A 20,931-nucleotide genomic window follows, 5' to 3' on the forward strand; every position below is an offset into this window, starting at 1 on the left:
AGAGGAAGTCAGACGGTGGCGAAAGGCACGGCGCTGCGCAATGAAGGAAGAACCTCCTGCGCAAACAGTTCCATGCCGGCGAGGGCCTGGGCATCGCTCCACAGGCCGTTGGCGTTGAAGACGCAGCGCAGCTGGCCCATGCCCGTGCGCTCGCGCAAGACGGCGATCTGCGCATGGCACTGCTCGGGCGTGCCATGGATGAATTGCTCGGCCAGCACGCGCGTCACATCGATGGGCAGCACCTGGTCGGCCGGCACGCCGCGCTTGCCCGCAAAGTACACGCGCCGCTGGTACAGCTGCGGCCACAGCGTGGCCAGCTGGGCCTGCACGGCGGCCTCGTCGGCACCGATGCAGACATAGCGCGCCAGCGATGAACGCGCACGCAGCGCGGCGGCATCGCGCCCGCGCTCCCGGGCAGCGGCCTCCAGGCGCTCCAGCTGCATGCCTTCGGGCGGCTCCAGGCTCAGCAGCAGGGGCAGATTCTGATCGACGGCAAAGCCCAGGGTCTCAGCCGTGGAGCCGGCCACATACAAGGGAGGGGGCGGGCGCTGCACGGTCGAAGGCAGGGCGGGCCGGTCCTCGAAGCGCCACGGCCCCTGCCCCGCTGCGACGGGCTTGCCGGACAGCGCCTCCACCAGGATGCGGCAGGACTGCTCGAAGCGCTCGCGCGTGCTGTCCGCATCGATCTGCAGGGCGCGCAGCGCGGCCGGCTCCGTGCCCCGGCCCACGCCCACGTCGATGCGGCCGGCGCTTTGCAGGTCCAGCTGGGCAATCTCCTCGGCCAGCATCAGCGGATGGTGCAGCGGCAGCACCAGCACCGAGGTGCCCACGCGCAGCCGCTCGGTGCGCGCCAGCACGGCGGCGGCCAGCAGCAGGGGCGAGGGATAGGGCCAGGCGGTATCGGGCACGCGGAATTCGTTGAACCACACGCCCTGGAAACCCAGGCGCTCGGCGCGCTCGAACAGCGCCAGGAATTCACGGTGGTCGCCGCGCGTGGCGTCGCGCGTCCAGCCGGCCAGATCGATGCGCATGGGGTCAGTTCTCCTGTTTCAGCCGCGCGCGCAGCAAGGTTTGCGGGGGTGCGTCGATGCGCTCGAAATCCACGCCGAACACGGCATCCAGCCCCGGCGCATGCAGCAGCTCGGCAGGGGCTCCATCGAGCGCAATGCGCCCCTGGTCCAGCACGATGACGCGCCCGAAGTGCGCCAGCGCCAGGTCCAGGTCATGCATGACCACCAGCACCAGCCGCTCGCGCCCGCGCTGCGCCAGCGCCTGCACCAGGGCCAGGCGGTGGCGCACGTCCAGCGCGGCGCCGGGCTCGTCGGCCAGCAGCACGGGCGGGTCGGTGGCCAGCACGGTGGCCAGCAGGGCACGCGCCTGCTCGCCGCCCGACAGCGTGGACCAGCGCCTGCGCGCGAAATCCTGCAGCCCGGCGCCTGCAATGGCCGCCTCGACATCACCCCGGCCCGCCAGCCGCATGTGCATGAGCTCGGCCAGCGTCAGGTCCCAGTGCGGCGCAAAGCGCTGCGGCATGTAGCCCACGCGGCGCGCGCGCTCGGCCACGGGCAGGGTTGCAATGTCTTGCCCGTCCAGCAGCACGCTGCCGGATGCGGGCGCCTGCAGCCCCGCCAGCAGGGACAGCAGGCTGGACTTGCCCGCGCCATTGGGCCCCACCAGGGCCACGGCGCCGCAGGCGGGCAGCTGCAGCGAGACAGCGTCCAGCACGCTGCGGCCACGGTGGCGCAGCGTGAGGGACCGGGCTTGCAGGCTTGGCACGGCGTCGTCCATGGCTTGATCGTTCATGCGGACCTCAGCCTGCGCGCCAGCAGCACGATGAAGAAGGGCCCGCCGGCCACGGCCGTGACCAGACCCAACGGGATTTCGGCCGGCGGCAGCACGCTGCGCGCAATCGCATCGGCCAGCGTGACGATGATGGCGCCCGTGAGCGCCGACGCCGGCAGGGCTGCGCGGTGCAGCGGTCCCGCCATCCAGCGCGCGATGTGCGGCGCAGCCAGACCCACGAAGGCCACCAGCCCGCCATAGGCCACGGCCACGGCCACCACCAGCGAGCCGGCCAGCACGGCCAGCGGCGTGAAGCGCGCCACGTCCAGGCCGAAGCCCTGGGCCGCATCCTGCCCCAGGCCCAGCAGGTCCAGCCCGCGCGCCAGCGCCATGGCCCCGGCCAGGCAGGCCAGGGAGGCACCGGCCAGCAGGCCCAGCCCGCTCCACGACGGCGTCTGTATGCCGCCCAGCACCCAGCTGAGCACCACCTGCAGGCTCACCGTCTCATCGGACAGCGCCAGCATCAGGAACGAGCGCAGCGCGCCCAGCACGGCCGCCAGCGCCACGCCGGCCAGCAGCATGCCGGCCGCATCGGTGGCACCGGCCACGCGCGAGACGGCCAGCACCAGCACGGTCGAACCCCAGGCGCCCGCAAAGGCCAGCACGGGCAGCGTCCAGGCCTGGGGCAGGCCGAACAATAGATGCATCGGAACCAGCAGTGCGACAGTCGCCCCCAGCGCCGCGCCGCCCGAGGCGCCCAGCAGATAGGGCTCGGCCAGCGGATTGCGGAACACGCCCTGGAAGATGGCGCCCGACAGGCCCAGCAGCGCGCCCACCAGGGCGGCTGCCAGCACGCGCGGCACGCGCCACTGCAGCAGCAGCCGGCTGCGCAGGCTGTCTTCGCCGCCCAGCGCGGCCAGCAGGTCGGCCGGGCTGGCCCACTGGTGGCCCGCGCAGGCGGCGATCAGCAGGCTGGCCAGCAGCAGCAGGACCGCACCGGACCAGGGGCGCCACGCAGGTGGATGTGAAAGGGAATTCATGCGGCCTCCCCGGCCCAGGCCGCAGGGTGCAGCCAGCGCGAGAGTTTTTCCACGCCGCCAAAGGTGCGCGGCCCGGGAATCAGGAACTCGGCACGCGCCACCGTGGTGGCCCGGCCGCCGCGCACGGCACGCAGGTCGCGCCAGCCGCGCTGGCCGATCAGGTCCTGCATGGCCTCCTGCGTGCCTGCGAACAGCAGCACATCAGGGTCGGCGGCCAGCACGGCCTCGGGCGAGACCTGGGGCACGGTGCCCAGGCCGTCCAGCGCGAACGCGGCGCCCGCGCGCACCATGGCCTCTCCCGTATAGGTGCCCGGCCGGGCCGCCAGCAGCATGCCGTTACCCAGCCGGCCCGTGACCATGAGGGCACGCGGCCGGGGCTGGCCGGCCACCTGCCGGTCCACGCGCAGCAGCCGCGCTTCCTGCGCCGTGGCCAGCTCCTGGCCGCGCGCCTGCACGCCCGTGGCGCGGGCCACCAGGCGCAGGTTGTCCATCACCTCGGCCAGCGAGCGGCTGAGCAGCACCATCACCGGCACGCCGATGCGCTCCATGGGATCGACCAGCTGGTGCGCTGCCTGGCGCGCGGGCGTGACGATGACCAGGTCCGGCTGGCGCGCCACCACGGCGTCCACCGAAAACCCCAGCCGCCCGCCCACCTTGGGAATGCGCTCCACGCCCGGTGGAAAGCGCGTGAAATCCTCCACGCCCACCACGCGGTCCAGCAGGCCCAGCGCGGCCACCAGCTCGGTGTTGGAGGCAAAGATGGAGACGATGCGCTGCGGCGGCGCGGCAATCTCCACGCGCCGGCCCAGCGCATCCTGCAGCACCACCGGACCGCCTGCAGCGACGGTGTCGGCCCAGGCCGCGGGCAGGCCGCAGCCCAGGGCCGCCGCCGCGCCCTGGCGCAGCAACTGGCGGCGTGGTGTGCAGACAGCCTTCATCTCAGTGTTCCATGACGCAAGGCGCCGTACATGACCTATGAAACCGGCGCAGTCCAAAGCGAGGGACACCGAGGAAGGGCCTATGCCGGCCGCGCCGCCCCGCCCCGAGGGTGTCGTCCCCCTCCCGCGTAGCGAGAGAGGGCGCCGTGCACACGGGGGAAGGCGCGAAGCGACTCAGGGGGTGCTTCATCAAAACTCTGCCTGCAGGCCGACCATGAGTTCGCGCCCCGCCATCGACGTTCCGCAGCCGCCGTTCTGGTACGCCGGGTTGGCGATGCAGGGCGCACGGTCCAGCGCGATGAAGATGGGATGGCGGTTCAGGTCGAACAGGTTGTTGACGGCTGCGAACAGCTTGACGCCGCGCGACACGCGGTAGTCGGCCCGCAGGTTCCAGATGGTGAAGGCGCCCTTGCGGTGGATGAAGGTGCTGCGGGGCTCGCCCTGGGGGATGAGCAGCGCCTCTTCCGTGTCGTACCACATGGGACCGCGCAGCAGCGTGGACAGCTGCAGGCTCCAGTCGCCCTGCAGGCGCCCGCTGCCGCGCCCGTAGCGCACGCCGGCCGAGGCCTCGTAGCGGTACATGCGCTGCACCTTGTCGGTATTGGCCGAGGCGGCCGAGCCCTTGTCCCGCATGCTGAAGTGGTAGTAGCCGCCAGCCCAGGCCTTGAGCTGGTGGCCCGTCAGGTTCAGCGCCCGCGCCAGGTCCATGTCGGCCTGCATTTCCAAGCCGCGCGCCACGATGTCGGCCGCGTTGTTGGCGTAGTCCGAGGTATTGGTCGTGGCCCCGCGCGAGACGGTGATGATGCGGTCGCTGATGGTGTTCTGGAACAGGGCCGCATCCACGCGCCAGCCGGGCTGCTGCAGCGCGGCGCCGACCTCGATCTGGCGGCTGGTCTCGGGCTTGAGGTTGGGGTTGCCGAAGGTGCGGCCACCGCCGACGGCCGTGAAGTCCGAGGCCAGCTCCGTGGCCGTGGGCGCGCGGAACCCCGTGGAGGCCGCAGCGCGCAGCGTGAGCCGGTCCGTGGCCTTCCAGGTGGCGCCGGCCGACCAGGTGTGGTTGTCGTAGTCGCGCGTGCTGGCCTGGGCCAGGGCCAGGTTGGGCGTATCGTCGAAGCGTGTCGTGCCCCAGGTCTTGCGCAGGCCGGCGCGCAGGGTCAGGCGGTCGTCGAACAGGGTCTGCGCGTCCTCGACGTACAGCGCGTGCACCTGCTCGGTCTGGTTGTTGTCGTAGGGCGCGACCTGGCCCGCCGGGCCGCCCGGCATGGCCACGCGCAGGCGGTCGGAGCGCAGCTTGCTGCGCTCCCAGTCGAAGCCCATCAGCAGGTCATTGGTCTGGCTGACACGCAGGCGCGGCTGAAAGCGCAGGCCCGTGGCGTCCAGCTGGCGGTGGTTGTAGTCGCGCGCCGTGCCGGGCACGGCACTGTTGCCCGAGCGGATCACGGGCGATGCCCAGTTGAACTCATCGGTATCGACCAGGCTGTAGAGGTGGGTCGTCCAGCTCAGGCGCTGGCCGGGCAGTGCGCCCTCGTAGGTCAGGTCCAGCGAGCGGTTGCTGCGGTTGTCGCGGCTGTAGATGTTGGCGCCCGATCCGCGAAAGCCCGCGTTGTAGATGCCGTCCGTGCGCAGCTGCAGCTCCACGCGGTGCAGCTCGTGCAGCTGCCAGCCCAGGGCGCCGCTGGCGCCGCGCCGCTTCCAGCCCGTGTTCTCCATGCGCGTGCCGCCGTCGCCCGAATCGTAGTCGCCGCGCCCGCCTGCGCTCACGCCGAAGTACCAGTCGAAGCGGTCATTGGCGCCGGCCGTCTGCGCATCGGTGCGCCACAGGTCCCACGAGCCGGCCTGGACCTGGGCACGCGTGCCGGGCGCCGTAGCCCCCGTCTTCATGATGATGTTGACCACCCCGCCCATGGCCTGGCTGCCGTAGATCACCGAGGACGGGCCGCGCACGATCTCGATGCGCTCCACATCCGAGGGGCTGAGCTTGGACAGGTTGGCCGTGCCCGCGCGCCGGCCGTTGACCAGCACCAGCACCTGGCTGCGGAAGTCGCGCCCCTGGCCGTCGGTGGAGGCGCCGCGCAGGTTCATCGAGGTCTGGGCCGCCGTCCATTCGCTGAGAAAGCCCACGGCGTTCTCGGCCAGCAGGTCGGTGACCGAGCGCGCGCTGGAGCGCTCTATGGCCTCGCGGTCGATGGTCTGCGTGGTGCCCGCGATGCGGCTGCGCGCCTCGGGCCGCGCCGTGGCGGTCACGAAGACGGCGTCCAGCGCATCGTCGGCGGATGCACCGGCTTTGCCGGCCGCCGGTTCCTGTGCGGCGCCGGCCGCCGCGGCGCAGCAGGCCAGCACGGCCGCAGCGGTGGCCGGGCGCAGGAAGGGAGGAAGGGGAAAGGGGCCGGAACAATCGGCGGCCAAAGAAGCGAAGCGCATGCGTTGAATCCAACTGCCCCAGTCACCCGTGGGGCCTATCGTCTGAACCATGCCGCACGGCGCGCACGCCGGAGCCGGCCACGCCAGCGCAGGCTGGGGCCGGACCGGACAGGCGCACTCCCGCGGCGTCCGAAAGCAATGCAGAAGGCCGGTATCCGGGCTTGCGGAACGCTGCGGCGCGCAGGGTGGGCGCGCTGCAGCAGGCATCCCCGCCTTCCCATGTCCGTCCAGACACAGTGGCTTGCGGCGCGCAACCGGTGGGTGGCGCGCCAGCGTGGGGAGTTGTATTCCGCTGACCGTTGCGGGGGCAGCGCAGGCATTGCGAGCGGCCACCTCGATGGCATCGCGCACCTGCTTCCCGTTGAACCCCTGGCCGGCAAGCGGCATGGGGCACCTTCAGCAACAGCGCACCGCCACGGCCCAGGGGCTGCGGCGGTGCGCCAGCGGCGGATTATCGCTGATGCGGTCTAGGCCCAGAAGCCCGGCACGCGGGCCAGCGCACGCAGCGCGCGGCGGCTGCTGCGCGCGCTGGTGGCCAGGCGGGCCTGCAGGTAGCCGGCGGCAAACCAGGCGCGCGGATCCGTGCCGGCCTCGTCACGAAAAAGCGCGGCCGCCACGGCCATGTCGTTGTGCAGGCCCAGCGCGTCCTGGGCGGGCACCAGCGCCTCGGCAAAGCGCCGGCCCTTTTTGCCGGGCCACATTCCGGGCGCGAATTCCCGCGCAAAGTCCGCCAGGTAGCGCAGGCGCTTGAGCCGCTTGCGCACGCGGTGCTGCTGCGCCAGCGGCAGGCGGTCGAACTGCCGGCCGTCGCGCAGCACCTGGCGGTGCAGGCGCGCCAGCCGCCGTGCCAGGTACTTGCGCGTGCCTGCGGCGGACAGGCTGACCAGGCCGGGCTGCCGCTTGCCTGCAGGCGCCTGCGCCAGCGCATGGATCTCGGCCAGCGTTTGCAGGAACTGCGGCTCGCGGACCGCAGCGGCCGCGTCCGCGTCGGCCTGCCCGGCATCCGGCACGGCCCAATCGCACAAGGGCGCATCGGCGTCCTGCAGCAGCAGCCGCACCACGTCGGCCAGGGTGCCGGCATCGCGCAGCGTGCCCAGGCGCGCAAAGGCCAGGGCCAGCGGGGCATCCCATTCGGCGCGCATGCCGGGCGCCAGCCCTGCGCATTCGCGCAGCAGGGTGCGCAGGCGCCGCAGGGCCACGCGCAGCTGGTGGATGCGTTCGGCCTCGCCGCTGCCGGCATCCACGACATCCATATGCGACTGCACCTGGGCCAGTGCGGCAGCCAGCGCCGCACGCACAAAGCCGGCCGCATCGGGCCGGTCGGGGAACTGCCTGGCAGGGGTGGTCATGGTCAGGAAAGGATGTGCGGGCGTTGCTGCGATTGTGGGCACCGCCCGGCCCCCGGGTCAATCGGCGCCATCCCCGCTCAGGCTGTGCAGCGCGGGCCGGGCAATGCGCACATAGTCGGCCGAGTCCAGCACGATGGAGCGGTCCAGCCGGCCCGCATTGAAGGCGATCTCGGCAAAGCGCTCCACCAGTGCCGGGTCCACCACCAGGCGCACCTGCGGGTTGAAGGAGAACGGCGGCACCGATCCCATCACGCAGCCGGTGGCGGCCTGGGCCTCCTCGGGCGAGGCCAGCGTGGCCTTGCGCACGCCCACGGCCTGGGCCAGGCGCTTGAAGTCCAGCTTGCGGTCGCCGGGCAGCACGGCCAGGAACAGCTGGGGATCGCCCGCACCGGACGCATCGCGGCTCTTGCAGAGCATGGCCTTGGCACCCTGGCCGGGTGCCGTGCCCCGGATTTCGGCGACGAGGTCGGAGCGGCCCTCGGCAGGGTGCTCGATCACGCGAAAGCGCGCGTCCTGGGATTGCAGCAGGTGAACAAGGGTGTCGAACATGGCAGGGAGCACAAGAAACGGACAAGAAGGCAGGTCGCCTGGGTTTTGACATTTTGTCCAATTCAAAACAAAATGTCCAATATGACACAACGCACTCCCGAGCAGCGCCAACTGCTGGAACAGGTGGCCAAGATCGCCGAAGGCCTGGGCCAGACCCTTGCCCCGTTCTGCGAGGTGGTGGTGCATGACCTGCTCGACCCGTCCCATGCGGTGCTGGCCATCCACAACAATCTCTCGGGCCGCGAGGTCGGCCAGGGCGCGACCGAGCTGGGCCTGGCCCGCATCCAGGACCCCGGCTACGAGCAGGTCATCGCCAACTACCCCAACCAGTTCGCCGATGGCCGCCAGGCCAAGAGCACGTCCATCGGCATCCGCGACTCCGAGGGCCGCTACATCGCCGCCCTGTGCATGAATGTGGACCTGACGATGTTCCAGGGCTTCCAGGGCATGCTCAACCGCTTTGCCGCCGTCAGCGGCGACACGCCGGCCCGCGAAATGCTGGCGCCCATGGGCGCCGGGGCCGGTGCCGACACGGTGCGCGCCCGCATCGACCAGTTCGCGGCGCGCCTGGCGACCACGCCGCGCGCCCTCAAGCCCGAGGAGCGGCGCGCCCTGGTCCGTGAACTCAAGGGCGACGGCCTGCTGGACCTTCGCCGCTCCATGGAGACCATTGCCGCCCACCTGGGCGTGTCGCGCGCCACGGTCTACAGCTACGCCAAATAGCTCCCGGCACCCCGCCGGTCTGCAACCCCTTCTCTCCCGTACCGATGACAAGCCTTCCCACCTATGACGACGTGGCCGCAGCGGCCCAACGCATCCAGGGCCATGCCCACCGCACGCCCGTGCTCACCTCGCGCACGCTGGACGAGGCGCTGGGCGCCCGCGTCTTCCTGAAGTGCGAGAACCTGCAGCGCATGGGCGCCTTCAAGTTCCGCGGCGCCTTCAACGCCCTGTCTCGCTTCAGCCCGGCGCAGCGCAAGGCCGGCGTGGTGGCGTTTTCCTCGGGCAACCACGCCCAGGCCATTGCACTGGCTGCCAGGCTGCTGGAGATTCCCGCCACCATCGTCATGCCGCATGACGCGCCCGCCGCCAAGGTGGCGGCCACCAAGGGCTATGGCGGCCAGGTGGTGGTCTACGACCGCTATACCGAAGACCGCGAGCAGATCGGCCGCGACCTGGCCGAGCGCCACGGCCTGACCCTGATCCCGCCCTACGACCATGCCGACGTGCTGGCCGGCCAGGGCACGGCCGCCAAGGAACTGTTGGAGGAAACCGGCCCGCTGGACGCCCTCTTCGTGCCGCTGGGCGGCGGTGGCCTGCTGTCGGGCACCGCCCTGTCCACACGCGCGCTCAGCCCCGACTGCGCGCTCTACGGCGTGGAGCCCGAGGCCGGCAACGACGGCCAGCAGTCGCTGCGCGCAGGCCGCATCGTCCACATAGACACCCCCAAGACCATTGCCGACGGCGCCCAGACCCAGCACCTGGGCGGCATCACCTTCCCCATCATCCAGCGCGACGTGACCGACATCCTCACCGCCAGCGATGCCGAGCTGGTCGATGCCATGGGCTTCCTGGCCTCGCGCATGAAGCTCGTGGTCGAGCCCACCGGCTGCCTGGGCCTGGCCGCCGCGCGCCAGAAAGGCGAGGAGCTGCGCGGACGGCGCGTGGGCATCATCCTCAGCGGCGGCAACGTGGACATGCAGCGCTTTTGCAGCCTGCTGGGCGCCTGATCCTGATCCTGGCCCTGATCGAAGGCCGTCCTCACCCCCGCGGGCTGAAGGTGCGCGGAAACACCACGGGCGCGCTGCGGTCGGCCAGGCGGTAGCCCATGGCGGGGCGGCGTGACGTGCCCTCCACCTGGCCGGCCTCCACCAGAAAGCCGGCCGCCATCATGCGCGTGCGAAAACCGCTCTTGTCCACGGGGCGGCCCAGCACCACCTCGTAGGCCTGCTGCAGCTGCGGCAGCGTGAAAGGCTCGGGCAACAGAAAGGCCGGCAGCGAGGTGTATTCCACCTTGCCCCGCAGCCGCTCCACCGCTGCGCGCAGGATCTCGCCGTGGTCGAAGGCCAGCGCAGGCGCGCGCAGCAGTTCATCGACGGCAAACCACGACACATCGGCCGCATTCGCGCCCTTGGCCAGGATCAGGTCATGGCCCGGGATCAGCGCGAAATACACATGCGTGGCCGACCAGCCACGCGGGTCGCGCGCCGCGCCGCCCCAGCTTCCCAGCTGCTCCAGGTAGGGGCTGTCCACACCCGTCTTGTCCAGTAGCTTGCGCCGCGCGCAGGCCAGCAGGTCCGCGTCCTGGCGCACATCCACAAAGCCGCCGGGCAGCGCCCACAGCCCCGGGAACGGCTCGCTGCCCGCCGTGGGGCGCTGCACCAGCAGCACCTGCAGGGCATCGTCTGCCACCGTGAAGATGACCACGTCCACCGTGGTGAAAGGGCGCGGGAAGTCCAGCACGCCCTGCGGGGATGGGGAATTTTTTTCAGCCATGGGATGGATTGTGCTTGACGTGCCTGATTTTAAGTTGCACTATGCAACCCATACGAGTTGTACAGAACAACTTAAAAGGAGAAGCACCATGTTCGGCATCCGTTTCATCAAGTCCCAATCCACGGTCCACCTCATGCAGTTCCGCGCCGGCAAGGTGGTGCGCGAGGGTGCGGGCCAGTCCTTCTTCTACTACGCCCCCACCACCACCCTGGTCGCGGTGCCCGTGGGCAGCCAGGACTGCCACTTCATGCTGGAGCTGGTGACGGCCGACTTCCAGAGCGTCACCGTGCAGGGCCAGGTCACCTACCGCATCAGCACACCGCGCCAGACCGCCACGCTGATGGACTTCTCCCTGGCGCGCGACGGCCAGAAATACCTGTCCGAAGACCCGCAGCGCCTGGGCGACCGCGTGACCATGCAGGCCGAGGTCATCATCCAGCAGGCCGTGCAGGCGCTGGAGCTCAAGCAGGCGCTGCGCTCCTCGGCACTCATTGCGCGCACGGCCCAGCAGGAGCTGGCCGCCCAGCCCGAGATCGAGGCGCTGGGGCTGGAGATCCTGGGCGTCTCGGTCATGGCCGTCAAACCCACGCCCGACATCGCCCGCGCCCTGGAGGCCGAGGCGCGCGAGTCCAACCTCAAGGCCGCCGACGACGCCGTCTATGCCCGCCGCATGGCTGCCGTGGAAAACGAGCGCGCCATCCGCCAGAACGAGCTCGATACCGACGTGGCCGTGGAAAAGAAAAAGCGCCAGATCCGCGAGGCCCAGCTGGAAGCCAAGGCCGCCCAGATGCGCAAGGAAAACGAGCTGCGCGCCGAACAGATGTCTGCCGACGTGGCGCTGGAGACCAGCCGCCGCGACTTCGTCGAAGGCCAGGCCGCCAACAGCCGCACCCTGGCCGAGGCCGAGGCCTACCGCGTGGGCGCCGTCATGCAGGCCCTGGAAAAGGCCGATCCGCGCATCGTGCAATCGCTGGCCGCCGTGGGCATGCAGCCGGGCCAGCTCATCGCCCAGGCCTTTGGCGGCATTGCCGAGAAGGCCGAGCGCATCGGCCAGCTCAACGTCTCGCCCGAGCTGCTGCAGTCGCTCATGGGCGCCGGTGCAGGCCATGCAGCTGCCGTGGCCGATACCGAACCCGCAAGGAGCCGCCGTGAACGCCAATGAACGCAAGACCGTGCTGGTAGTGCGGCGCACGCGGCTCGATGAGCTGGTGGCCAGGTACCACACGCTGTCCCAGGCGCGCTTCTACATCGAGCACCTGGGCGCCGACTTCGGCGACTACCTGCGCGAAAGCGCCGCCTACGCCACCGCCCTGCAGGCCGTGGTGCAGGCGCTGGAGGCGCGCGGCCGCTACCAGATCGTGGACCGCGCCCTGGTGCCCAACTTCGTCTTCGGCGCCGACGACATCGTGGTGGCGCTGGGCCAGGACGGCATGGTGGCCAACACCATGAAATACCTGGACGGCCAGCCGCTCATCGGCATCAACCCCGAGCCCGCGCGCTGGGACGGCCTGCTGCTGCCCTTCGCCCCCGCCGACCTGGCCGCCCTGCTGGGCGACGTGGCCGCCAACCGCCGCCCCACGCGCGCCGTCACCCTGGCCGAGGCACGCCTGAGCGACGGCCAGGTGCTGCGCGCCGCCAACGACCTGTTCATCGGCCCGCGCAGCCACACCTCCGCCCTGTACGACATCGCGCTGGGCGACCGGCAGGAATCCCAGTCGTCCTCCGGCCTCAGCGTCGCCACGGGGCTGGGCTCGTCGGCCTGGATCAAGAGCATCGTCACGGGATCTATGGGCATTGCCCGCGCCGTGCGCGGCGCGTCCACCGACTTCGACTACCAGCCCTTCGCCTGGGATGCGCCACGCCTGGACTTCGCCGTGCGCGAGCCCTTTCCCAGCCGCTCCTCCACGGCCGAGCTGGTCTACGGCCAGGTCACCGCCGGCCAGCCGCTGACCCTGCGCTCGCGCATGCCCGACCATGGCGTCATCTTCTCGGACGGCATGGAGGCCGACTACCTGCAGTTCACGGCGGGCATGCAGGCCACCATCGGCCTGTCGGATCGGCAGGGCTGCCTGGTGGTGTGAAGCCCGAAGCACGGACAATCATCGACACAACAAGAAAATCCATGGAAATGGACCGTATGAACAACAAGAACACACTGACATCGACCAGCAAATTCATGAGCCTGGTCCTGCGCCACAACCCCGGCCGCGCCGGGCTCGCCCTCGACGCCCAGGGCTGGGTCTCCATAGACGCATTGCTGCGCGGCGCCCAGGCGGCCGGCCGCAACATCTCGCCCGCACTGCTGATGGAGGTGGTGCAAAGCTGCCCCAAGCAGCGCTTTGCCATCAGCGCCGACGGCCTGCGCATCCGCGCCAGCCAGGGGCATTCCGTGCAGATCGACCTGGGCCTGCAGGCCAGCGTGCCGCCGCAGCGCCTCTACCATGGCACGGCCACGCGCTTTCTGGACTCCATCCTGCGCACCGGCCTTGACCGGCGCAACCGCCACCACGTGCACCTGACCGACAACCTGGCCACGGCCCGCTCCGTGGGCCAGCGCTATGGCCGGGTGGTGCTGCTGGAGATCGATGCGGCGCGCATGCATGCCGATGCCTGCCTGTTCTACCGCTCGGACAACGGCGTCTGGCTCACGGACAGCGTGGCACCGCACTACCTGCGCGTGCTGGCCGAAGAGGAACACGATGAAACCCATCATTGCCCTTGACGCCGATGGCGTGCTGCTGGACTACAACAGCGCCTATGCCGGAGCCTGGGAGCGTGCGTTCGGCCAGCGCCCCGCCGAGGCCGACCCCCATGCCTACTGGGCCATGGACCGCTGGGCCGTGCAGGCGCTGGACGGCGAGCGCCTGCAACAGTTCAGGGCCTGCATGGACGATGCCTTCTGGCGCAGCATTCCCGCGCTGGGCAATGCCTTGCAGGCCTGCCACGACCTGCAGGGCGCCGGCTACGAACTGGTCTGCGTGACGGCCCTGGCGGCGCGCTTCGAGCAGGCCCGCCTGGGCAACCTGCGCGACCTCGGCTTTCCCATCGACCGCGTGATCGCCACGGGCCGGACCACCGGCATGCGCAGCCCCAAGGCAGACGCCCTGCAGCGGCTCGGCCCGGTCGCCTTCGTGGACGACTATCTGCCCTACCTCCGAGGCATTGGCCCGGGCATTCACGCGGCCCTGGTGTGCCGTGGCCCGAACGGCACGCCCAACACCGGGCCGGACCTGGTCCACGCCCACTCGCAGCACGCAGACCTGATGGCCTTCAGCCAGTGGTGGCTGCAGCAAGCTCCATCGCATTCCTGAAACGGCACACACGGCAACGAGACAGCCCATGACCACCACAGACCACATCGCCTCCCTGCAAGACCTCCAGCACGCCATGGCCCAGGGTCTCACCCCGCGCTTCCTGCCGTTCTGGGGCCACCAGCCTGCGGCCGATGGCTCCATCGGCAAGACCTGCATGAGCCAGTGGTTCGAGGCAGGCTTCGAGGTCGATGGCCAGCACTACCCCACGGCCGAGCATTTCATGATGGCGGGCAAGGCGCGGCTGTTTGGCGACGAGGCGGCGCACGCGGCCATCGTGCGCTGCCGCACGCCGGGCGAGGCCAAGAAGCTGGGGCGTGGCATCCAGGGCTTCGATGAAGCGGCCTGGGTGGCAGCGCGCATGGGCATCGTGGTGCGCGCCAACCAGGCCAAGTTCTCCCAGAACCCGGCCCTGGCCAGCTATCTGCTGAACACGGGCGACCGGGTTCTGGTGGAAGCCAGCCCCGTGGACGCCATCTGGGGCATCGGCCTGGCTGCCGACGATGTGCGCGCCACCGACCCCGCGCGCTGGCAGGGCCTGAACCTGCTGGGCTTTGCCCTCATGCAGGTGCGCGCGCGGCTGCGCAGCACCGCTCCCTGACCGACCATGATCAAGAGCACAGGCATGGCCATGGACACGCTGGACCGATACCGTGGTGCCCTGCTGGGCCTGGCCTGTGGCGACGCCGTGGGAACGACGCTGGAATTCCAGCCGCGCGGCAGCTTTGCGCCGCTGACCGACATGGTGGGCGGCGGCCCCTTCTCGCTGCCCGCAGGCAAGTGGACCGACGACACCTCCATGGCCCTGTGCCTGGCCGAAAGCCTGCTCCAGCGCGGCGGCTGCGACCCGCACGACCAGATGACGCGCTATGCCAACTGGTACGAATGGGGGTACTGGAGTTCCACCGGCAACTGCTTTGACATCGGAATGGCCACCAGGGCGGCCATCCAGCGCTTCCTGGCCACCGGCGATCCGCTGGCCGGGTCGCCCGACCCGGACCAGGCCGGCAACGGCTCCCTGATGCGGCTGGCGCCCGTGCCCATGTTCTTCGGCCCCGACGAGGACCTGGTGCAGCGCATGGCTGAACTCAGCTCACGCACGACCCACGCGGCACCTGAATGCCTGCAGGCCTGCCGCCTGTTCGCCGTGGCGCTGTGCCGGGCGCTGCAGGGACTGCCCCGGTCGCAGGTTCTGGACCTGGGCGGCGTTCTGCAAGACGGCGCCAGCCCGCGCCTGCGGGAGATTGCCCGTGGCGACTATCGCGACAAGCCGGCCGCACAGATACGCGGCAGCGGCTACGTGGTGGACAGCCTGGAGGCGGCCCTGTGGTGCTTTGCGAGGCATGACAGCTTTGAAGGCGCGGTACTGCAGGCCGCCAACCTGGGCGATGACGCCGACACCACGGCAGCCATCACGGGCCAGTTGGCCGGAGCCTTCCACGGCGCCAGCGGCATTGCGGGCCGCTGGCTGGAACGCCTGCACCTGGCCCCTGAGATCACAGCCCTGGCCGATGCGCTCTGGCAAGCCGCCAGAGGTGCCAGGGACGCTTCTCCGACCGCACCTCTCAGCACCTGAGCGGCCTGGTGCGCTCACGACAGTCGCCGGGGCCGCGAGCGGACTGAACCAGGCTTGTCTGCGCGACAACCCACACGCCCGAGCTGCGTGACACGCGGGCCTTGCTCTTTACGAATGGCGTGCATGGGCGGCTTTTGACTGAGCCACGCTCCATTTTCAGAACAATCTGATTGCATCAACTCATATCTTCGGCGTAGAGTGTGAAATACCTAAGAGGCCACACATCGAATGATTCGATGCTTTCATTTCCACCCCCTCCTTAGTCACTCAAAAGTTCGATAAAACTATTGCGTGATATTTTCGAGAATCATACTTCAGCAATGGACCGAATCAGTATCATGCATTCTTCTTTCATTCCCTCATTTTTCTCGCAAGTACGCCGCCTTGCATTGATCGCCCTTCCATTTCTCATCGCCTTTTCAGCGGCAACGATGAACACCAATGCCTTTGCCGGCGGCGTATTCTCCCCCACCAGCTCCAACATTTCACTGCCCGAGGAAATAACAGTACCCGGAAATTACGCCAACGGATCGACGCTATGGAAGTCTACGGTAACCGTATTTAATCTGCGAGCAGTGCTGAACACGGCATTCGAGTACGATGTTGAAAAAGCCGTTGTAGCTGCCAATGTTCAATCCGGAAGCAAGACGCCCGGATACAATAATGTCTACAGCACCAATATTCCCGGCATTGGAATCCGCTGGTGGGCCACATGGCGCGGCCCCGGCGCTCCCAGTGGCAGAACCATGCCCATTACCACCGAATCAGAAAATAATTCGGGCGCGCTGGGTTATTTCTGGAATGCTTCATCCCGCCAGGATGTCTGGATCGAGCTGGTGAAAACCGGCAACGTTTCCGCTGGCACGCTAACGGGCTCCGGGATGAACGTCGAGATGCGATTCCAGTGCCCCGGCTGCACCGCAGGATACGCCAACCTGTCCGGCCGTACCAGGGTGGTGGTCGGTCCCTCCTGCTCGGTGGCCGCCTCGGCCATCTCCGTACCCATGGGCGCTGTGCCCATCCTGCGATTCACGGGCCTCCAATCCACCTCCATCCCCCAGCACTTCGACATCACGCTGGAATGCAAGGGCGGCGCGCCCGCAAGCGTTCTGCACCCCCACGTCACGCTCACCGATGCCAACGACACCAGCAATCGGAGCACCATCCTGACCTTGAGCCAGGCCACGTCAGGCGGCAAACCGGTTGCCACCGGAATAGGCATACAGATACTGAAGGATGGCACCGCACTCGCATACGGCCCCGACTCCAACGTGCCTGGCAACACCAACCAATGGAGTGCGGGGACCATCGTTCAGGGCGTTGCCCAGTTCAAGATCCCGCTGACTGCCAAATACGTGCAGACCGCTGCGGCAGTCACGACGGGGCAGGCCAACGGCAGGGCCACCTTCACGCTGAACTACCAGTGAGCAGCGTCCCCGCCCTCAGGGCTTCTTGTCCAGCTGCATTTCCCAGGACTTGAGCTGCTTGGCGCGGGCGCGGGCGAAGTCGCTCCAGCAGTTGGCGCGCGTATCGTCCTTGGCAAAGCTGGCCGAGTTGAATTCAGAGAGGAACTCGCAGGCACTGCGCGCGTACTGCCCCCAGTTCCTCTGCGCCACTTCCAGCTCTTCCGACGCCTGGGGCATGCGGGCCTTGAGCTTGAGCGACAGCGAGACGTAGGCGGCATTGACCAGGGCCACGTTCTGCTCCTGCAGGCAGGCGCGCACCTCGGACATGTTGGTGGAGCTTTCCTCGCAATTGCCAGAACTCGTGGGATTGGCGGCCCGGGCCACGGGGCTGGCACACAGCAGGGCGGCGCAGGCGAGAGGGGCGAGTAGGGACGCTAGGGCTTGGTGCATGGAAGAGGGCTCGCTGGGAGGTGCCGGTGCGCGCAGCACCCCGGCCGTCGCGATTACACCATCGACCCGCCCTGCCTCGGGCCCACATTTCCCTGGTGATCACCCTGATGCAGCGACGCAAAGCGCATAAACATGCTCCCAAAGCTTTGTTGCCGTGGGTCAAGGGCGGCCAGAAGATGCGGGCGTACGCATCTTTCGTTCGTCCCGACCGCCCCGCTCCCGCCATGCACACAAGCCCCACCCTGCGCCGCCAGTCCCGCGCCACCCTTTCCGCATCCCTGACCTTCATCGCCGCCGCGCTGGCCCTGGCCTGCACCCAGGCCCGGGCCGATGCCACGCTGGACAAGATCAAGCAGCGCGGCAAGGTCACCATTGGCGTGCTGGTCAATGGCGGGCCCTTCGGCTCCATCGACCCGTCCACCCAGCAGCTGGTGGGCTGGAACCCCGAGCTGGCACGCGCCCTGGCCAAGGGCCTGGGCGTGGAGGCCGAGCTGGTCCAGGTGCAGACCGCCACGCGCGTGCAGTTCCTGCAGGCCGGCAAGGTGGATCTGCTGATCGCCTCCATGGAGCTGAACCCCGACCGTGCCGAGACCCTGGGCTACGCGCCCACACCCTTCTACCGCGTGGGCGGCACTGCCGCCGTGCGCAAGGGCAGCGGCATCGCCAGGTGGGAAGACCTGCGCGGCAAGCCCGTGTGCGTGTCCCAGGGCAGCAGCTTTGCCAAGCCGCTGGCCAGCGAGTACGGCGCCCAGGTGCATGGCTACAAGAGCTCGTCGGACTCGCTGCTGGCGCTCAAGGGCGGCAACTGCGTGGCCGCCGTGCATGACAGCACGCTGATCTACCCGCTGCTGCGCAGCAACCCCGAATGGGCGCAGTACTCGGCCCCCATCGCCGGCGAGGTGCTGCCCGCGCCTTCCGTGGTCTGGACCCGCAAGGGCGAGGCCGACACCATCGCCGCCGTGGACAAGGTGGTGCAGGACTGGCACCGCACGGGCTGGCTGATCGCCGCCGAAAAGCGCGTGGGCATCGAGCCGGCCAACCCGCTGCTGCCCGAGCTGCAGGCCAGGTTCAAGGGCACGGCTGGCTGACACGCAGGACCGGCACGACAAGCTGCACCGGGCTGCGCCCCGGGCACCCGGACCTGCCGGCCGCCTTGCGCCTTCCCACCATGAACGACTCTCTACTCGCCCAGGGCGTGCAAGCGCTCAAGGGCCTGGGCCTGAACTACGCCTTCGTGCTGGACGTGGCCGAGCGCCAGGCCTTTGTGCGCGGCATGTTCGTGACCGTGCAGCTGGCCCTGCTGACCATTGCCGGCAGCCTGGCGGCCGGCGTGGCGCTGGCGGCGGCCCTGACCTCGGGCCGTGCCTGGCTGGCACGGCCTGCGCGCGCCTTTGTGGAGGTCACGCGCAACACGCCCACGCTGGTGCAGCTGTACTGCGCCTTCCTGGTGCTCAACATGCTGATCACCCAGCAACTGCGCGACTGGGGCGCGGGCAACAACCCTCTCACGCCCTTTGTCTGGGTGGTGATCGTGGTCTCGCTGCACAAGGGCGTGTTCCATGCCGAGGCGCTGCGCGCCGGCATCGAGGCCGTGCCCGCCACCACGCTGGAGGCGGCGCGCTCGCTGGGCTTTTCGCAGCGCCAGCTGCTGGTGCGCGTGCAGCTGCCGCTGGCCGTGCGCTTTGCCCTGCCCTCGCTGACCAACAACCTGGTGGACCTGGTGAAGATGACGGCCGTGGCCTCGGCCATCGCCGTGGGCGACGTGACCTACGAGTCCATCATGATCTGGTCGCAGCGCGACAACGTGCTGGAGCTGCTGCTGCTCATCCTGCTGTGGTTCGGCCTGCTGACCTGGCTGGTCAGCCTGGCGGGCCGCTGGCTGGAACAACACCTGAGGATGCCCGGCTATGGCCAATGAAGCCACCCTGAACACCGGCGCCGCGCCCCGTCCGCTGCCCGCCGCCCTGCTGCGCGCGGCGCGCAGCCCCTTGCTGATCGCGGGCGCCGCACTGCTGGCCCTGTGCGCCTGCTGGGCCGCCACGGACAGCGCCCCGCCCGCCTTCGTGCACCTGTGGAAATGGCTGCCTGCGCTGCTGCGCGGCCTCCTGGTCAACATCGAGATCAGCGTGCTGGCCGTGGCCATCGGCACCGTGGCCGGCCTGGTGCTGGGCGCCCTGTCGCTGTCGCCCACGCCGGCCGTGCGCACGGGCGTGCGCTGGTATGTGCAGCTGTTTCGCAATGCGCCCATCCTGGTGCTCATCTACTTCACCACCTATGTGTTCCCGTTCGAGCTGAAGCTGGTGAGCTGGACCTTTCCGTTCCCCGACTGGGTCAAGGTGGTGCTGGGCCTGGCCCTGCCCACCAGCGCCAACGTGGCCGAGATCTTCCGGGGCGCCATCCAGTCCATTCCCAGCGCGCAGTGGGAGGCGGCCCAGTCGCTGGCCTTTCGCCGCAGCGAGATCTTCCGCCTCATCGTGCTGCCGCAGTGCGTGCGCCGCATGCTGCCGCCGTGGATGAACCTCTACGCCAGCATCACCATGAGCACCTCGCTGGCCTCGCTGGTGGGCGTGCACGACGTGGTGGACACCGCCCAGATCGCCAGCAACACCGTGGCACGCACGGACTTCACCATCCTTGTGTACTTCACGCTGCTCGCGCTTTTCTTTGCCTATTGCTATCCCATCGCCCGGGCAACCCGGGCATTGGAGCGACGCCATGAACGCCACTGACTCCTTTCTCTCCCAACTCGCCACGGCCGATGCCCCCGCAGGCACGGCGCCCGCACTGGTCCACCTGCAGGATGTGCACCTGTCCTTTGGCGACAACCAGGTGCTCCAAGGCATCGACGTGCAGGTGCGGCGCGGCGAGGCGGTGACCATCATCGGGCCCTCGGGCTCGGGCAAGTCCACCATCCTGCGCTGCATCACCGGCCTGCTGCGGCCCCAGCGCGGCGCCATCTCGGTGGCGGGCACGCGCGTGGACCAGCTGCGCACCGAGGCCGAGCTGATCGCCCTGCGCAAGCGCGTGGGCTTCGTCTTCCAGCAGTACAACCTTTTCCCCCATCTGTCGGTGCTGGAGAACCTGGTCATCGCCCCCACGCGCGTGGTCGGCCGCGACCGCGCCACGGCCGAGCGCGAGGCCCGCGCCCTGCTGCAGAAGGTGCGCCTGGACCACAAGGAATCCGCCTACCCCGGCGAGCTGTCCGGCGGCCAGCAGCAGCGCGTGGCCATTGCGCGCGCCCTGGCCATGCGGCCCGAGCTGATCCTGTTCGACGAAGTGACCTCGGCCCTGGACCCCGAGACCGTGGGCGAAGTGCTGACCGTGATCCGCGACCTGGTCAGGGATGGCATGACCTGCGTGCTGGTCACGCACGAAATGCGCTTTGCCGAAGAGGTCAGCGACCAGGTCTATTTCACCGAAGCCGGCCGCATCGTCGAGCACGGCCCGGCCGCCCAGATCTTCGGCAGCCCGCGCAGCGAGCGCACGCGCGAATTCCTGCAGCGCGCCCTGGGCGATGGCGCCCGGCCCAGGGCTGCGCCAGCCGCCCCGGCCACAACGCCGCTGCCCTTCAACAGCCTGCGCTTTGCCCTTTGATCCCCCACCTCCAGGAGCA

At 69.4% G+C, this 20,931-nt stretch carries 22 protein-coding genes and 1 riboswitch; of the genes, 13 read left to right on the forward strand and 9 right to left on the reverse strand.

Translation table 11 applies throughout. The annotated features are described in order from the left end of the window. Positions 1–8: 8 nt before the first annotated feature. From ACF8ME_RS03770 to ACF8ME_RS03800, 7 genes are all read right to left on the reverse strand, one after another. Entirely contained in the window at positions 9–1,031 is a 1,023-nt protein-coding gene (locus tag ACF8ME_RS03770) for an LLM class flavin-dependent oxidoreductase (RefSeq protein ID WP_392415300.1), read from the reverse strand. Positions 1,032–1,035: 4 nt separating this feature from the next. After that, a complete protein-coding gene (locus tag ACF8ME_RS03775; protein ID WP_392415302.1) occupies positions 1,036–1,803 on the reverse strand; it encodes an ABC transporter ATP-binding protein in 768 nt (255 codons plus the stop codon). Next, on the reverse strand, positions 1,800–2,822 hold the full coding sequence (locus ACF8ME_RS03780) for an iron ABC transporter permease (protein ID WP_267178101.1): 1,023 nt from the start codon (positions 2,820–2,822) through the stop codon (positions 1,800–1,802). The genes ACF8ME_RS03775 and ACF8ME_RS03780 overlap by 4 nt, the downstream gene beginning before the upstream one ends. Further along, positions 2,819–3,760, reverse strand: coding sequence for an ABC transporter substrate-binding protein (locus tag ACF8ME_RS03785; RefSeq protein WP_392415304.1), 942 nt, complete (start codon positions 3,758–3,760; stop codon positions 2,819–2,821). Before ACF8ME_RS03785 ends, ACF8ME_RS03780 begins: the two co-directional genes overlap by 4 nt. 189 nt (positions 3,761–3,949) lie before the next feature. Then, on the reverse strand, positions 3,950–6,181 hold the full coding sequence (locus ACF8ME_RS03790; protein WP_392415305.1) for a TonB-dependent receptor: 2,232 nt from the start codon (positions 6,179–6,181) through the stop codon (positions 3,950–3,952). Positions 6,182–6,309: 128 nt separating this feature from the next. Beyond that, a riboswitch (cobalamin riboswitch) is annotated at positions 6,310–6,594 on the reverse strand. A 54-nt stretch (positions 6,595–6,648) separates the two neighbouring features. Further along, positions 6,649–7,530, reverse strand: coding sequence for a CHAD domain-containing protein (locus ACF8ME_RS03795; protein ID WP_392415307.1), 882 nt, complete (start codon positions 7,528–7,530; stop codon positions 6,649–6,651). Positions 7,531–7,587: 57 nt separating this feature from the next. Then, a complete protein-coding gene (locus tag ACF8ME_RS03800; protein WP_016454410.1) occupies positions 7,588–8,079 on the reverse strand; it encodes a YbaK/prolyl-tRNA synthetase associated domain-containing protein in 492 nt (163 codons plus the stop codon). A gap of 81 nt (positions 8,080–8,160) precedes the next feature. Here ACF8ME_RS03800 and ACF8ME_RS03805 point away from each other — a divergent pair, with 81 nt between their 5' ends. Both ACF8ME_RS03805 and ACF8ME_RS03810 read left to right on the forward strand, forming a co-directional pair. Further along, complete coding sequence (locus ACF8ME_RS03805) at positions 8,161–8,802, forward strand: transcriptional regulator (RefSeq protein ID WP_047327836.1); 642 nt, start codon at positions 8,161–8,163, stop codon at positions 8,800–8,802. A 44-nt stretch (positions 8,803–8,846) separates the two neighbouring features. Then, on the forward strand, positions 8,847–9,809 hold the full coding sequence (locus tag ACF8ME_RS03810; RefSeq protein ID WP_392415309.1) for a threo-3-hydroxy-L-aspartate ammonia-lyase: 963 nt from the start codon (positions 8,847–8,849) through the stop codon (positions 9,807–9,809). 31 nt (positions 9,810–9,840) lie between these two features. Here ACF8ME_RS03810 and ACF8ME_RS03815 read toward each other — a convergent pair whose 3' ends face one another. Further along, positions 9,841–10,575: an NUDIX domain-containing protein gene (locus ACF8ME_RS03815; RefSeq protein ID WP_244387803.1), complete on the reverse strand. Its 735-nt coding sequence runs from the start codon at positions 10,573–10,575 to the stop codon at positions 9,841–9,843. 88 nt (positions 10,576–10,663) lie between these two features. Between ACF8ME_RS03815 and ACF8ME_RS03820 the strand changes: the two genes are divergently transcribed. The 7 genes from ACF8ME_RS03820 to ACF8ME_RS03850 all read left to right on the forward strand — a co-directional run bounded on the left by ACF8ME_RS03820 (position 10,664) and on the right by ACF8ME_RS03850 (position 16,889). Further along, positions 10,664–11,737 (forward strand): SPFH domain-containing protein, encoded by a 1,074-nt coding sequence (locus tag ACF8ME_RS03820; protein WP_392415311.1) that lies wholly within the window; start codon positions 10,664–10,666, stop codon positions 11,735–11,737. After that, positions 11,724–12,656, forward strand: a complete 933-nt coding sequence (locus ACF8ME_RS03825) for a sugar kinase (RefSeq protein ID WP_392415313.1) — start codon at positions 11,724–11,726, stop codon at positions 12,654–12,656. Before ACF8ME_RS03820 ends, ACF8ME_RS03825 begins: the two co-directional genes overlap by 14 nt. A gap of 56 nt (positions 12,657–12,712) precedes the next feature. After that, positions 12,713–13,297, forward strand: a complete 585-nt coding sequence (locus tag ACF8ME_RS03830) for an RNA 2'-phosphotransferase (protein ID WP_047327826.1) — start codon at positions 12,713–12,715, stop codon at positions 13,295–13,297. Beyond that, positions 13,275–13,886, forward strand: coding sequence for an HAD family hydrolase (locus tag ACF8ME_RS03835; protein ID WP_392415315.1), 612 nt, complete (start codon positions 13,275–13,277; stop codon positions 13,884–13,886). The genes ACF8ME_RS03830 and ACF8ME_RS03835 overlap by 23 nt, the downstream gene beginning before the upstream one ends. A gap of 28 nt (positions 13,887–13,914) precedes the next feature. Continuing rightward, positions 13,915–14,487: an NADAR family protein gene (locus ACF8ME_RS03840; protein WP_209799985.1), complete on the forward strand. Its 573-nt coding sequence runs from the start codon at positions 13,915–13,917 to the stop codon at positions 14,485–14,487. 6 nt (positions 14,488–14,493) lie between these two features. Beyond that, on the forward strand, positions 14,494–15,462 hold the full coding sequence (locus tag ACF8ME_RS03845; RefSeq protein WP_392415317.1) for an ADP-ribosylglycohydrolase family protein: 969 nt from the start codon (positions 14,494–14,496) through the stop codon (positions 15,460–15,462). Between the two features lie 338 nt (positions 15,463–15,800). After that, positions 15,801–16,889 (forward strand): fimbrial protein, encoded by a 1,089-nt coding sequence (locus tag ACF8ME_RS03850; RefSeq protein WP_392415319.1) that lies wholly within the window; start codon positions 15,801–15,803, stop codon positions 16,887–16,889. 15 nt (positions 16,890–16,904) lie between these two features. Here ACF8ME_RS03850 and ACF8ME_RS03855 read toward each other — a convergent pair whose 3' ends face one another. After that, positions 16,905–17,318, reverse strand: a complete 414-nt coding sequence (locus ACF8ME_RS03855; RefSeq protein WP_392415320.1) for a lysozyme inhibitor LprI family protein — start codon at positions 17,316–17,318, stop codon at positions 16,905–16,907. Between the two features lie 224 nt (positions 17,319–17,542). On the opposite strand from ACF8ME_RS03855, the gene ACF8ME_RS03860 reads away from it, so the two are divergent. The 4 genes from ACF8ME_RS03860 to ACF8ME_RS03875 all read left to right on the forward strand — a co-directional run bounded on the left by ACF8ME_RS03860 (position 17,543) and on the right by ACF8ME_RS03875 (position 20,912). After that, positions 17,543–18,406 carry a transporter substrate-binding domain-containing protein gene (locus ACF8ME_RS03860; RefSeq protein ID WP_392415322.1) on the forward strand — a complete coding sequence of 288 codons (864 nt, stop codon included), beginning with the start codon at positions 17,543–17,545 and terminating at the stop codon, positions 18,404–18,406. A gap of 80 nt (positions 18,407–18,486) precedes the next feature. Beyond that, positions 18,487–19,236: an amino acid ABC transporter permease gene (locus tag ACF8ME_RS03865; RefSeq protein ID WP_013800583.1), complete on the forward strand. Its 750-nt coding sequence runs from the start codon at positions 18,487–18,489 to the stop codon at positions 19,234–19,236. Beyond that, on the forward strand, positions 19,226–20,047 hold the full coding sequence (locus tag ACF8ME_RS03870) for an amino acid ABC transporter permease (protein WP_392415324.1): 822 nt from the start codon (positions 19,226–19,228) through the stop codon (positions 20,045–20,047). Before ACF8ME_RS03865 ends, ACF8ME_RS03870 begins: the two co-directional genes overlap by 11 nt. Next, positions 20,034–20,912: an amino acid ABC transporter ATP-binding protein gene (locus ACF8ME_RS03875; RefSeq protein ID WP_353179213.1), complete on the forward strand. Its 879-nt coding sequence runs from the start codon at positions 20,034–20,036 to the stop codon at positions 20,910–20,912. Before ACF8ME_RS03870 ends, ACF8ME_RS03875 begins: the two co-directional genes overlap by 14 nt. The last annotated feature ends 19 nt before the right edge of the window (positions 20,913–20,931 follow it).

Origin of the sequence: Delftia sp. WSY_7 (genome assembly GCF_043104845.1) — a bacterium.
In the GTDB taxonomy this organism is placed as follows: domain Bacteria; phylum Pseudomonadota; class Gammaproteobacteria; order Burkholderiales; family Burkholderiaceae_C; genus Comamonas; species Comamonas tsuruhatensis.

Excerpts from the sequence above, each read along its gene's own strand:
- ACF8ME_RS03810 (WP_392415309.1), top strand. The coding sequence starts at position 8,847 with ATGACAAGCCTTCCCACCTATGACGACGTGGCCGCAGCGGCCCAACGC.
- ACF8ME_RS03770 (WP_392415300.1), bottom strand. The coding sequence starts at position 1,031 with ATGCGCATCGATCTGGCCGGCTGGACGCGCGACGCCACGCGCGGCGAC.
- ACF8ME_RS03855 (WP_392415320.1), bottom strand. The coding sequence starts at position 17,318 with ATGCACCAAGCCCTAGCGTCCCTACTCGCCCCTCTCGCCTGCGCCGCC.
- ACF8ME_RS03840 (WP_209799985.1), top strand. The coding sequence starts at position 13,915 with ATGACCACCACAGACCACATCGCCTCCCTGCAAGACCTCCAGCACGCC.
- ACF8ME_RS03785 (WP_392415304.1), bottom strand. The coding sequence starts at position 3,760 with ATGAAGGCTGTCTGCACACCACGCCGCCAGTTGCTGCGCCAGGGCGCG.
- ACF8ME_RS03845 (WP_392415317.1), top strand. The coding sequence starts at position 14,494 with ATGATCAAGAGCACAGGCATGGCCATGGACACGCTGGACCGATACCGT.
- ACF8ME_RS03790 (WP_392415305.1), bottom strand. The coding sequence starts at position 6,181 with ATGCGCTTCGCTTCTTTGGCCGCCGATTGTTCCGGCCCCTTTCCCCTT.
- ACF8ME_RS03850 (WP_392415319.1), top strand. The coding sequence starts at position 15,801 with ATGCATTCTTCTTTCATTCCCTCATTTTTCTCGCAAGTACGCCGCCTT.
- ACF8ME_RS03860 (WP_392415322.1), top strand. The coding sequence starts at position 17,543 with ATGCACACAAGCCCCACCCTGCGCCGCCAGTCCCGCGCCACCCTTTCC.
- ACF8ME_RS03795 (WP_392415307.1), bottom strand. The coding sequence starts at position 7,530 with ATGACCACCCCTGCCAGGCAGTTCCCCGACCGGCCCGATGCGGCCGGC.
- ACF8ME_RS03870 (WP_392415324.1), top strand. The coding sequence starts at position 19,226 with ATGGCCAATGAAGCCACCCTGAACACCGGCGCCGCGCCCCGTCCGCTG.
- ACF8ME_RS03815 (WP_244387803.1), bottom strand. The coding sequence starts at position 10,575 with ATGGCTGAAAAAAATTCCCCATCCCCGCAGGGCGTGCTGGACTTCCCG.
- ACF8ME_RS03830 (WP_047327826.1), top strand. The coding sequence starts at position 12,713 with ATGAACAACAAGAACACACTGACATCGACCAGCAAATTCATGAGCCTG.
- ACF8ME_RS03835 (WP_392415315.1), top strand. The coding sequence starts at position 13,275 with ATGAAACCCATCATTGCCCTTGACGCCGATGGCGTGCTGCTGGACTAC.
- ACF8ME_RS03865 (WP_013800583.1), top strand. The coding sequence starts at position 18,487 with ATGAACGACTCTCTACTCGCCCAGGGCGTGCAAGCGCTCAAGGGCCTG.
- ACF8ME_RS03875 (WP_353179213.1), top strand. The coding sequence starts at position 20,034 with ATGAACGCCACTGACTCCTTTCTCTCCCAACTCGCCACGGCCGATGCC.
- ACF8ME_RS03820 (WP_392415311.1), top strand. The coding sequence starts at position 10,664 with ATGTTCGGCATCCGTTTCATCAAGTCCCAATCCACGGTCCACCTCATG.
- ACF8ME_RS03805 (WP_047327836.1), top strand. The coding sequence starts at position 8,161 with ATGACACAACGCACTCCCGAGCAGCGCCAACTGCTGGAACAGGTGGCC.
- ACF8ME_RS03780 (WP_267178101.1), bottom strand. The coding sequence starts at position 2,822 with ATGAATTCCCTTTCACATCCACCTGCGTGGCGCCCCTGGTCCGGTGCG.
- ACF8ME_RS03800 (WP_016454410.1), bottom strand. The coding sequence starts at position 8,079 with ATGTTCGACACCCTTGTTCACCTGCTGCAATCCCAGGACGCGCGCTTT.
- ACF8ME_RS03775 (WP_392415302.1), bottom strand. The coding sequence starts at position 1,803 with ATGAACGATCAAGCCATGGACGACGCCGTGCCAAGCCTGCAAGCCCGG.